The organism is Haliscomenobacter sp. (genome assembly GCF_965225875.1).
Lineage (GTDB): Bacteria > Bacteroidota > Bacteroidia > Chitinophagales > Saprospiraceae > Haliscomenobacter.
Genome location: NZ_CBDDBS010000002.1, coordinates 3,277,511 through 3,289,870, shown reverse-complemented (window position 1 = coordinate 3,289,870; position 12,360 = coordinate 3,277,511). Strand labels below are relative to the sequence as shown.

Sequence of the window (12,360 nt, the reverse complement as noted above, 5' to 3'; positions counted from 1 at the left end):
CAAGATCAATTTTACAGCCAATCGATTATTCACACTCCACCAATTCCACAATCTCAAAACCTGCATCTTTCACTGCTTCCAGCACCAATTCCGCATCCACTCCCTCTCCTTCTACACTGAGGATTTTATCAGGATTTTGCGTATCAACCTCCCAATTGCTGATGCCTGGAACCTCATTAATAAATCCAGTAACCGCCTTTACACAGCCACCACAATTGATATTGGTTTTAAACTTTAGGGATTCCATGCTTTGTTTTTTTTGCAAAAGTAAAATCAAGCTTGCGTTCTGCCAGTGACAATCGTCACTTTAAGGTTTAAGGTTTGATTGGAAACAGCTTCATGGCCTCCGCCACACACTGCACCGCTTTTTTGATGGAAGCTTGTTGGTCTTTGTTCAGCGTAATGGTATGGCGGCTGTTCTTATAATTGATCCGAATTTTTTCAATGCCGGCATAGGATAAAGTAAAGACGTGATCCAAAGGCACCAGACAGGTAAGGGTGTAAAGCCGCATGTTGGTGTTTTTGTCAAAATTACCCCGGTCAGGCACGGTATAAAGGCCAATCAGGTCGGAACCCTTGGTATCATCAGCAGGGTCAACTTTGGGTACATCTTTGCCCAGATCCACAGTATCTTTTAGGGATTCCACTTTCAGGATCACGCTAAAGCCTTCCTCTATGGTCAAAAACTCTCTCTCGGCGAGCCCCAAAACCAGGAAAAAAGCGTTCAGGGTATCGTTTTGGGAAAAAGTAAACATGGCCTTTGCCTCTTCGATCATTTTGTAGCCATCCGCGGTTTGAAAATTACTGGGGATCATGTAGCCGATATTGATGGCTTTGGTGACCACACTATGGGTACTATCGAAATCATCAACTTCATTGATGGCAAAATCACATTGGGCATTCAGGCTATATAATCCAACACTGAAGAGGAAGAAAAAAAACAAATGCTTCATAATTACAGATACTGATGAAGTACAAAAATAGAGCATTATACCCTAAAAAGAAACCCCCTGACCGGATTACTCCAGCCAAGGGGGTGATTAGATCATGATGTCGAGGCCGTCGTGACCCGAATCAGGTTAACGAATCAAAGTCACGTTGCCTTGTTTGCGGTACGTGGTACCATCAATACAATTGGCAAGTAAATAAAATCCATATACATCAGCAGGCAATTTTTTGCCCCGGAATGTACCGTCCCAACCCACTCTGGGGTCACTGGTTTCAAACATTTTTTGCCCCCAGCGATTGTAAATGATGAAAGTCATTCTATCAATACCGCGGCCACGTACATACAGCACGTCGTTCACGCCGTCGCCGTTAGGTGTAAAAGCGGTGGGTACAAAAATGTAAGGCTCTACGCAGTATGGCCCTGAAACATTGATGGTGATTTTGAGTTCAGCCATACAACCATTGCTGGTCACTTTTACGGTATACTCGGTAGTATCTGTAGGAGACGCAATTACGGTGCTACCAGTAGTTGTATTCAGTCCAGTAGCAGGGCTCCAGGAGTAGGTGCAATCTGGGCAATTTTCCACCCGAATGGTAGTCGACTCTCCATTTTTAATGGTTGTCGGATTGGCGGTTACACGCACTTTGTTGGCCAAATCTACTATGTTCACCGTAGTGCGCAAGGTGGCGGTACATCCATACTGGTTGGTCAGCAAGACTTGCGGTTGGGCGCCATTTTGAGCTACAATAGTTGCCGAAGGGCCAGTGCGTACATTTGTGATGAACAGATTGGCGGGTGACCAGAGATAGGTCAAATTCTGGCGCCGATCGTTATTGGTCACAATGAGCGTCACTTCATCACCATTTTCACAGGCGCTAACCGTAGCTGGCAGGGTAGCTCTAACCGGGCGGGCAATGACCGTCACGGAATCGGTTTCCACACAACCTGCCGCATTGGTAATGCGTACATAGTAGGTTTTCGCTACGGTATCCGGTGTAATGGAGAACTGCGCCCCTTGTCCCAGAACCGGGCTAAAGTTGCGGTTGTTGGCCCATTCAAAGATTGCAGCTCCATTGCCACTTGCGACCAGGTTAAACGGATTCAAAGAACACAAGGTCGTATCTTTTCCTGCATCCGCTCGGATCGGTTCTGCGGCCATGACTACCACCTGGCGCACGATACTACAGGCACCAAATGCATCCGAAATGGTAACCGTATAGGTTGTGGGCACCGTAACAATCGTTGTAGGCGTAGCAGAAGTAGAATCATTCAAGCCTGTTGAAGGAGACCAACGGTAAACCAGATTTGGTTTGCCATTTGGATTGATCGGAGTAGGTCGGCCAGCACAAGTCGTAATCATGCTTGGTGGAGCCCCCTTGGTAATGTCTACCACGTCGACCACTGCTGAATCCAAAGGTGCACCTTCAAATGGCCCACCCTTGCCGATGGTTGGGCCGCCACCCGTTCCAGTACCGCCGCCATTTCTGGCCGCGTCGATTTGTGCACGGATACACACATCATTGGTATCGGTTGCCACGGCATAAAAGACCGTTTTACCAGCTGCCACGGTGACACTGATCCGGTTTCCAGTTCCAATCTGGTTTTTCAAGGCGGCATCACTAAACCAGGTAATTGGCGTTGGCCGTGAGGTGGTCGCACGCAAAGTCAAACGCCCGGGTTCACACAGGGAGGTATCCGGCAATGCAATCACCGTAATCGGCTGCGTAACATTGACCACTATATTTTTGGTAACGGAACACCGGCTCACAGGGTCAGTCACCGTAACAGTATACGTTGTTGTATTTGTTGGTGAAGCAACTGGGTTGTAAGGTTTGCTCAAATCAAGACCCCGGGTTGGTGTCCAAACATAAGTATAAGCAGGGTTACCGTTCGGATTCAACTCGACTGAACTACCTACACAAATATTTTGCGGCGATTTCAAATCCCCTGGCTTGAAGTCGCTGAGGCGCACCCGCGCAGTGTCTCTTTTGACACAAGAACCCAAAGTCGCTTCTACGATGTACAAATTAAGCCCCACCGCAGGCGTAACCGAAAGGTTTCTGCCATTAAAAATAACTTGTCCATTGGCATCCAACCAACGGATAGTAGCTCCCTGTGCCCCCCTCGCGGTGAGCAACACGAAGTCAGGTTGGCAAAGAACTGTTTCAGAAGGAATGGCCTCCAGATCGCCCAGGTCAGTTACATTGACCCGAATTTCTTTCTCGATGCTACAGCCCGTTGCTGGATCAGTTACCGTTACTGTATAGGTGACGGAGGCGATCAAGGTGGCTATTGGATTGTGTGGGTTGGTCAAATCCAAACCTATCGTTGGTGACCAGGCATAAGTATAAGCTGGATTACCTTTAGGATTCAACGGTAGTGGGCTTCCTGCACAAGCTGCTTGTGGGGAGCTCAGATCACCAGGTTGGAAATCCACGCGGGTCACCCGGCTGGTATCCCGAGCGGTGCAAGAACCCACACTAGCCTCAGCGATGTACAGGTTCAAACCCACATTGGGGCTTGGGGAAATGCTACGACCTGTACCAATTTGGGTCCCATTTGCATCGAGCCAACGGACGTTTGCGCCTGCTGCACCAGTCACCCGCAGGTTCACACCACCAGGTTGACATACGGTAGTATCCGCCGGCACAACGGCGAAGTCACTCAGGTTGATTACATTGACCCGAATTTCTTTTTCCAGCCTACAGCCGCTCGCTGGGTCAGTCACTGTAACGGTATAAGTAACCGAGGCATTAAGTGTAGCAATTGGATTGTGTGGATTCGTCAAATTGAGTCCAGTAGTTGGCGACCAAGTATAGGTATACGCAGGATTACCATTCGGATTCAGTGCCAAAGGTTGTCCGGCGCAGGCCGATTGAGGAGAAGTAAGATCACCTGGTTTGAAGTCAGCCAGGGTCACTTTTACCGTATCCTTTTGGGTGCAAGTGCCATTGCTGGCTTCTAGGATATAAAGGTTTACCCCAACTGCCGGGTTAACGCTTATGGTTTTACCCGTGCCAATTTGAGTACCTGCAGCATTCAACCACCGGAAGGTAACATTGTTGCCATTTGCATCTGCGCGCAGGGTTAAGCCCCCCGTAGCCGTACAAATACTCGTATCATTGCTGGCTTTGAAACCTTCAATAGCATTTACATTCACAACGATAGCCCGTTCCTTAAAACATCCGGTGACAGGGTCGGTGATGGTAACATCAAACCGAGTAGTTTGGCTCAGTATAGCCACCGGATTGTAGGGCTTGGTTAAATTCAATCCTGCACTTGGCGACCATTGGTATTGGAATGCGGGGTTACCCGTTGGGTGTAATTCGATGGTATCCCCTTTGCAAATGCTCAACGGTGTGGTGAATTGGCCAGGGTTAAAGTCGACAAAGCGAACCCGAATGCCTGAAATGGTATCGGTACAGCCTAATTCATTTCGGCCAATTACAGTATAGCGGAGATCAGTACCTTCAGTTGCCGATACCGCGAGCCCTCCATTAGTTTGGATTGGCGGGGTTGAAGGGCTATCGTTAATGATCCATGTATATCTGCTGGCACCCGTTACATCAAGGATTATCGTTCTATTTGCACAGGCAAGGGTGTCCATTGTAGAAACCTTTATTTCAGGTTTTAAACCAATGGTAACCACGACTGTATCTACAACCTGGCAAGAAATCCCTCCGCTGTTTTTGGTCACCGTTACCAGGTAGGTTACAGGAGCAGTCCCCGTAAAGCTTGGATTGCGAACATTGGTAGCCGATAAGTTTGTTCCTGGCGACCATTGATAAGTAAACTCCGAGCTGGCATTGGGGGCTAGTTGTGTCGCTACCCCGGGGCAAACTTGGACCGTATCGGGTAAGCCGGAATCCAAAGCACCTAGGTTGATGGTCACCGTTAGGGTATCTTCACATTCAAATTGATTGCTGACAATACCTGTGATAACATTGACACCAATATTCGTTGGACGCAACACTGGAGTTGCCGTATTTCGACCAGATACAACATTGAACACAGGGGTCCAACTGTAGGTCAATTGCTGGCCTGGCGCGTTGTTGCGCACTTCTACTTGTACACTTTCAGCATCACATTGATCAATGCGGTCGCTACCTGATGGTGTAATGAGGGTAACATCTACTCCATTATCAGTAACACTCACACTGTCGGTTTCGGTACACCCAGGTGCTTTCGTAGCCGTAACATAATACACCGTAGTTCCCGGTGGTGGATTAACACTTACGGATGCGTTAGAGCTCAACAATTGGCCTTGTTTGGTTGTCCATTTGAAGCTGGTTCCAGGATTTCCCTCTGCAGTAAGTGTTACGGTTTCTCCACAAGTTGTCAAGTTGTTGGGTACTTTGAGTCCGATGGAGGTCCCGGTGGTGATGTTGATTGCTTTACTCACCGTTTTACGGCAGGTTACATTATAACTTAAGGTAAGCGTTACGGTATAATCCCCAGCTGCTGCATATTTATGGGTGGGGTTTTCTTCGGTAGAAGTTGTCCCGTCTCCAAAGTTCCACAGATACCCAAAGGCATTCGTGCTGGTATTTCGGAACACTACGGTATTGCCGTCGCATTGAATTTCAGGAGTGAAATCCAGGTTGTGGTTGGCATCGATGATGATCACCTGCACCGAATCGGTCAATGTACAGCCTGAGGCATTGCGCACCTGCACAAAAACCTCCTTGATGCCTGGTGTTGCTGCCAAAACAGGATTAGCCGTCAATGCCCCCGATTCAAAAGCAGCAAGTGGGGTCCAACTGTAGGTAAGAATTTGACCAGGCCCCTGAGTAGTATTGATCCGCAGTGATTCATTGGTACACAGAATGACCGAATCAGGTGCTGCAAAAACGATGGGTTGGCCAAGCAGGCTTATTTCCAGTTTTTCTTTGCAACCATTTTCATCTGTGGCTTCTACGGTCAAATTGCGCTGAGTTGCTACAGTAGCTGTAAACGTAGCCCCTTTGCCCAATTCATTGCCGTTGGCATCCAACCAACGGAAAGTAGCCGGGCGGTTAGTCGAAGCAGTCAGTGTGGTTTGAGGCGTACAAACGGGCGTGCCATCTGCTCCTGCGCCAAGTACTGTGATGCCCATATTACCTGGCACCACGGTCATCATCGTATCATTGGTCTGGCAGGCGGGGATACCTGGCACCGAAATATTAACGGTGTATAATGTGCTTTGCTGCGGGGAAAAAATCGGATTGCCAACGGTTGGATCATCCAGTCCAGTATCGGGCAACCACATGTACACCAGGTTGGGATTGTTATTGCCAGGGATTTGTAGCGGCATTCCTCTACATACAACGATGGTGTCGGGAAAGTCCACCCCGGAAATTGGTGCTTTGACAATGCTTTGTGAAGCAGAGTCCAAACAACCTTGGGCAGTTCGAATCACCAAAGTGATGGTAACCCGGCCCGTATCCGTGAAACTAAAACTCGGAGAGTCCTCATTAGAGGTACGGCCATCTGACAATTTCCAGGTCCGACCGGCAATTTGAACGCCAGGATTATTGGATACATCCACCAATTTAATGGTAGACCCATTCAGGATACAACTGGTATAATTGAAGGTGAAATTGACATCGGTTTCCAATTTGACCAGGCGGATGTTTTTTTGCAAGGTATCCGTGCACTCCCCATAAGCGATCAAGGTCAGTGTGTAGGTTCCGGTATCCCCCAAAGTCAATGTTGGATTGTTTTCTTTTGACACCAAAAGAGGGTTGTTGATATCCCCGATGATCCATTTGACTGAGTCTGCATTGCTTGATTTGTTGATCAAACTCAGCGTCCGGCCATCACAACTACTGGCCACTCCATTGCCACCGTCATTACCAAGTCCAAAATCTGCCACCGGTAGGGGGATGGCTATAATGGTGATGGTTTTGGTCAGAGTACAGGTTTGAGCCGTATTGACTGTAATGGTCAAAGTGACTGTAGCATTTTGTGTGACCTTATATTTGGGATTGACCGCATTGGGGTTATCCATCAGGCCGGCTGGCTCCCAGCGGTAAGAATAAACAGATGTAGCCGTCCCATTTGGATTAAGCGGGATCGTGGTACCTGTACAAGCACGGATGGTATCTGAGATGCTATCAGTGGGATTTTCGCCATTCGCAGAAAAGGATTGTGTGATCGTTTTTTCACAACCATTCGCGTTGACAACGGTAAGGCTGATGGTGCCCGAAACGTTTGCAGGCAAGCGCACCAAGGTATCTGCACCAGTAGCAAGGATTTGGCCAGCAACCCCGAAGGTAACTTTCCAGTTTCGTTTGACAATAGCCGCACTTGAATCGGTAGACAGATCTTGTAGCCTAATGATGGTTTCGGCACCACAAGGCAATATTTCGGCCTTAAAATTGGCTTTAATGCCCGATTTGACCAGTTTCACCTGTCGCGAAGCGGTATCCGCACAAGTGGTATTCGGCTCAGCAATCAAACTTATGGTGTAAGTATTGTAAGCAGGAAAGGTGTAAATCGGGTTGGCTACCGTAGAATTCGGAGTTGTACGGGGAGGGTCAAACAGCCAGAGGTAATTGCTGGCACCCATACTTTCATTGCGAAAATTCACTTTTAGAGAATCACATTGGATTTCTGGTGCAAAAAACTCTGCGACTACCTCTTCACAATTCTGAACGTTGTACTGAAAATCGCGACGAGTGGAAGAAATGAGTTGTTTGGTATTACGGTCATATTCATCCACACAAATCCCTACTACAAATTGCCCCAATATACCAGGTCGGGCAGTCAACAAGCCGGAAGTGGAGTTGATACGCAATGGTTGACCTACGGTCCCCAGCATGTTGTACAGATTATACAGCGGCTTTACCCAAATCAGTGTATCGTAAGGTGGAAAATTAGGTGGCTGTGGTCTTGGGTTAGCAAATGTCGCACCTTGTAAGGGCGTACAAAGCCGGTACACCAGGGAATCTCCATCTAAATCAAATGCGGAGTGGTCAAAATCCAGTGGGCGATTGTTACAGATGTAAATATCTGGCCAACGACGGAAAGTAGCACTGTTATTGCGGCGGCGCATAGCTGCTTCAGTCAACCATATATCGTAGGTCGCCCCGGTTTCCAACGGGCTTACAATGTTTTTAATGGTCGCATTGCGGCAACAACGCTGGTATACAATTTGATACCCCCCCGTTCGGAATGGCAAAACCACCGTGGCTTTGTACGTCATGGTTTCTACACAAACCTTGGTCTGAGCCAGGATACACGCATCGAGGTTATTATCGAGAGGGGTTGCCGAAGTAGCGTCAATGCGTACATCTTGGAGCAATAACCCACTGCGGTCAAAAATCCCAACTGAGGCTACGGGGTCAAAAGGTTCAGTTTTGGGCGCACAATCGCGATAAACCCGAACGATTATTTCATAGCGGTCGTTGCCCAGGCTAAGATAACCTACCTCTCCCCCAACGATATGCGTGGCGTAGCTTAAACCTGGCGCGCCGAGCAGTACCAGAATCAAACGCCACAAATTGAGCTGCTTTGCACCGAAATGCTGAAATGTGTTGTAAATGTTCATAAGGTATTTCATTGGGCGTGAGGATTACTTGAATGGTTTTGTACTGACGTCAATCCGGAAAATTTGCACTTTGCGATCCAGTGAAGGCTGAATGCCGAAAATTTCACCTTTGACATTTGACAAAGCAGTTGGGATATCTGGTTTATTGGGATCTTCACCAACTGCTTCAAGATTAAAAGAAAGCTGACCCGATTTGATGTATTTTTCCATGATCCCATTTTTAGCTAACTTTAAATGGTTGATCACTGAAACCATCCTCCGCTCTCCAAGTCTTTTGTTGTAATCAGCATTGCCAAGTGGACTGGCAAAACCTGCCATGTATATCTTGATGTAGGATCCACTTTCAAGCTCTCTGATGATTCCTGGAATCCGTCTTTCAAGGCTATCGTAACCTAGTTTCACCGTGTTTTGGAAAAATGAACGCATTACCTGTCCTGCAAAACCTGAAAATTCAGGCTCTCGTTTGATGTAATTGTTGTACAGGTTTCCATAATTTTCAGTAGTGGTCACCAGGTTTCCAGGTCCGGGTTTGGCATTGTCAAAAAACAAATTAATCGCCAATCTAACGGGCTCCAAGTACAAATCAACCGACACGTCATAGCCGTATTCTTTCACAGTGGCTTCATTAATGGCCACTTCCAGTGTATCCGTACTGTGACCAGGCTTAGTTGCCTTTACAAAGTATGTTTTGCCAAGGTCGACAGCATAATTGTATTCATTTCCATTGGGGTCGTTTTTGGTTCCCAACAGTGTTCTTTTACCATCAATCCCCACTTCATAAAAACTCACTTCACAATCGTTAAGTGGTGGGTTTCTGCTGGGGTCTTGTTCATTTAGAGGCCCAAGCAGGGTGAACACGTCCAATCGTAAATTGGGCAGGTACAAATTGACAACCAGGGTAGATTCCTCTTCCCCCAAATTGGCCAATACCAGAGAATCTTCAGCAATAAAGCCTTGTTTCTGCGCCTGGATGTAGTATTTTTTGTAGCGCTCAATCAGGGTTGAGTAGTTATTGGTATCCGCTTCGGTTTTATTCAATAACTCCTTGCGGGTACCGTCGGGAGCTTCTTCAAAAATTTTAACCGTTGTGCCATTTAATGCCAGGGAGTCTCGTAACTTGAAGGTGTTCACCTCCAGATTGACCAATTTGTAAATCCCTGCTTTGTACAGGTCATGACAGCAAACTTCTACTTCCTGTTTATCCTCTTTTTTGGCATTTTCAGCGAACAAACGGATCGAGCCGACACGATTGGAGCTGAATACCAGGGTATCTCCCTTGGGGTCGCGGATGTAACCAAAATCATCGTAAGAGGAGTTGATATTGACCCCAAGGTTGTAAGGTTCAATCCAGCGTTTTGTTTGGTTCAAACGGGTACCATAAATGTCAATCCCCCCGAATGTTTTCCGTCCATCCGTAGCAAAAAACAACAACTGAGCTTTCCCTGGAATTTCCTGGTAAAAGGGGCTGATGTCATTTGCAATGGTATTGATCTCTGCAACTGGAGAAGCACTAGTTACATTGCCATCAGCTTGGATGGCTCCCATCCAGATGTCGAGTTTTCCTTTACCTCCTGGGCGGTCGGAAGCAAAATACAGCACTGTTTCGCCCTTGGTGTTTTTGCCCAACGCAGGTGAAGTGCTGGTATACTCAGGCAGGTTGATGCCTAGTTTTATGGGCGTAGCCCCTGGCACATCCAAAGGGCGGTAAAAAATATCGCAGCGCAAATCCGCCGCATTTTTAGCCACACAATTGCAATAATACACCCCTTTATTGTCTGGCGTAAATACGGAGTAAGCGGTATGTTGATCGGTAGCATTGAATGAAGAAGGTAATTCTTTGGCCTTACCTGAATAAGTCCTGACTACTTTATTGAGGCGACCCGCTTTGTTTTTTGGGTCAGGAAATTCATAAGAAGTATGGTACAAAGTATCACCATGAAAAGAGGCTCCATAGTCAGTGAAAGGTCCATTGATTTCCGGCCCCATATTGACCGGTTGGGGGTAATAGTTGGCATTGCGTTGCGCGCTTGCCTCACTTTGGATGCTTTTTAGGGCAAAATCACAGTCCTCCGCCCCCTTTTTAGCCAATTGAAGCAACTCTGGAGTAATCCCTTGAACACCCTGTTGTTCCTGGATAAATTGAAGATAGGCCGACTTTGCATTGCGGTAATCAGCCAGTTTGTGCAAACATTCTCCCAAGCGCAAGCGGGCATCAGGATATTGAGCTTTTTCTTTACTACCCAATACCTTTAAATAGGCTCTTGCCGCGGAGGCATAAGAATTAAACTGCCGGGCAGATTCTCCAATTTTGTACTGGATATCCATACGGTTAGTGTCCAGTTTTAGTGCATCCCGATAAGCAGTTAGGGCAGTATAAAAGTCTTTTTTTGCGTATGTACTGTCAGCAATCTTCAAAATTTGTTTTAAAGATTGGCCATAACCCTGTTGAAACAGCGCTATAAATAAGGCCAGTATAAGCAATGTTTTTCTCATGGTAAATTACTTTGGCTGATTGGAGTTACAATACCCTCAACGAACCCAATGGATTGGATCCATCGTGTTTAAATCAAGGGGCAATTGGGTTTGAAACTTACCGGTTTGTAAGATTTAAAAATGTAGTGGATAAACAATTCGGGGCCACCGACTCCACCCTCTACACTCGTATTAAATTTGGAGAGGTTCACATCGTAACTGAAACCTGCGCGTATTTTTTTGTAACGTGCCTCTACTGCAGGGTAGATTGCGGAATCATTGGTTAGGGCATCAAAACGCATTGTTCCTCCCAATTGAATGGAAAATTCTTCATTGCGTTTTGGGTTGATGTAGTAACGCAGTCCCAAACCGCCTAAATACTGACGGTATGAACTTTGAAACTGAGCTGCAACGTTGGCAATCAAGTCAAAACGTTTGCTGATCTGCAAATCTGCCAGGATGTAAGGCGTAAGCCGCATGGGGAGCTTAATCGGACCCGAGGACGTAAAAAATTGATTGGGCCGATTGAGGTGAAACAAACCCATTCCAAAGTCAAGTTTAGTGCGTTGCCCCGTAGAGGTGTCGATCTGTTCATAGGACTCTTTGACCTGGTATCGCAGGTTAAAACCCAGACCAACATCACCAAAATTCAATTTTTGCTGGGAAGGAGCCTCTCCATTAGGATTATCCGGGTTGAAAGTTCCTTGTTGGGCATCGTACTGGTTGTCATAAGTCACCTGATCAGCTTCCCATTTGCGCGCGCCGAAGCCAAGCTGCCCACCTAAGGAGCCATAAAATCGATTGCTCAATCTTTTGGTGTAGGCACCATTTAGATTAAAATTACTCAGTCGAAGATCTGCAAGGCCCGCTTGGTCATGGTTGTAACCAATACCAAGTGCCGCAAAACCATCTGACACATTCTTATTGAAAAACTTGACGTCTACAGCACCTGTATAGGTTGTGTACCCCACTGGAACTTGTGCCCACTGGTTGCGGTACTGTCCCATCAGCCGGACATCCCCGTCAAAAATCCCGGTTAATGAAGGATTAAGATGAAGGGGGGCACCATAAAATTGCGAATAGTGCAAATCCTGGGCGAGTCCGGCTACGCCTGGAAAAAAAAGCGCCACCCAAACAAAGATGTTTCGGCTCCACAACAGGAATTTGGCTTTGGGTAGATGGTCTCGATTCATTTGGAATGAAGTTATTTAAGGTTGTATGTTGCCGAAAAATAAGCATTCTTTTGCTTAGAGTCGGTTCGTAGCTTTCTTTAATTTTGTAGATAACCCCAAAAATCGTGGATTGGTACTCTAGCCAACACAATAATGAGCTCTTTTGAATGTGATATGACGCCTACATGAGCTTGAACATACCCAAAGGGGGAGGAGAATTTGTGAAGGGACTGCGC

General features: G+C 46.8%; 5 protein-coding genes. All 5 read right to left on the bottom strand.

The window, feature by feature from the left end:
* Positions 1-25: 25 nt before the first annotated feature.
* A complete protein-coding gene (locus ACO08K_RS15795; protein WP_421797370.1) occupies positions 26-247 on the bottom strand; it encodes a heavy-metal-associated domain-containing protein in 222 nt (73 codons plus the stop codon).
* 67 nt (positions 248-314) lie between these two features.
* Entirely contained in the window at positions 315-953 is a 639-nt protein-coding gene (locus ACO08K_RS15790; protein ID WP_421797369.1) for a hypothetical protein, read from the bottom strand.
* Between the two features lie 126 nt (positions 954-1,079).
* Positions 1,080-8,480, bottom strand: a complete 7,401-nt coding sequence (locus ACO08K_RS15785; protein ID WP_421797368.1) for a PKD domain-containing protein — start codon at positions 8,478-8,480, stop codon at positions 1,080-1,082.
* Positions 8,481-8,504: 24 nt separating this feature from the next.
* Positions 8,505-10,973, bottom strand: coding sequence for a hypothetical protein (locus ACO08K_RS15780; protein WP_421797367.1), 2,469 nt, complete (start codon positions 10,971-10,973; stop codon positions 8,505-8,507).
* 68 nt (positions 10,974-11,041) lie between these two features.
* Positions 11,042-12,145: a PorP/SprF family type IX secretion system membrane protein gene (locus ACO08K_RS15775; protein WP_421797366.1), complete on the bottom strand. Its 1,104-nt coding sequence runs from the start codon at positions 12,143-12,145 to the stop codon at positions 11,042-11,044.
* Positions 12,146-12,360: the final 215 nt, after the last annotated feature.

Coding starts and splice junctions, on each gene's coding strand:
- ACO08K_RS15790 (WP_421797369.1), bottom strand. CDS start 953: ATGAAGCATTTGTTTTTTTTCTTCCTCTTCAGTGTTGGATTATATAGC.
- ACO08K_RS15775 (WP_421797366.1), bottom strand. CDS start 12,145: ATGAATCGAGACCATCTACCCAAAGCCAAATTCCTGTTGTGGAGCCGA.
- ACO08K_RS15780 (WP_421797367.1), bottom strand. CDS start 10,973: ATGAGAAAAACATTGCTTATACTGGCCTTATTTATAGCGCTGTTTCAA.
- ACO08K_RS15795 (WP_421797370.1), bottom strand. CDS start 247: ATGGAATCCCTAAAGTTTAAAACCAATATCAATTGTGGTGGCTGTGTA.
- ACO08K_RS15785 (WP_421797368.1), bottom strand. CDS start 8,480: ATGAACATTTACAACACATTTCAGCATTTCGGTGCAAAGCAGCTCAAT.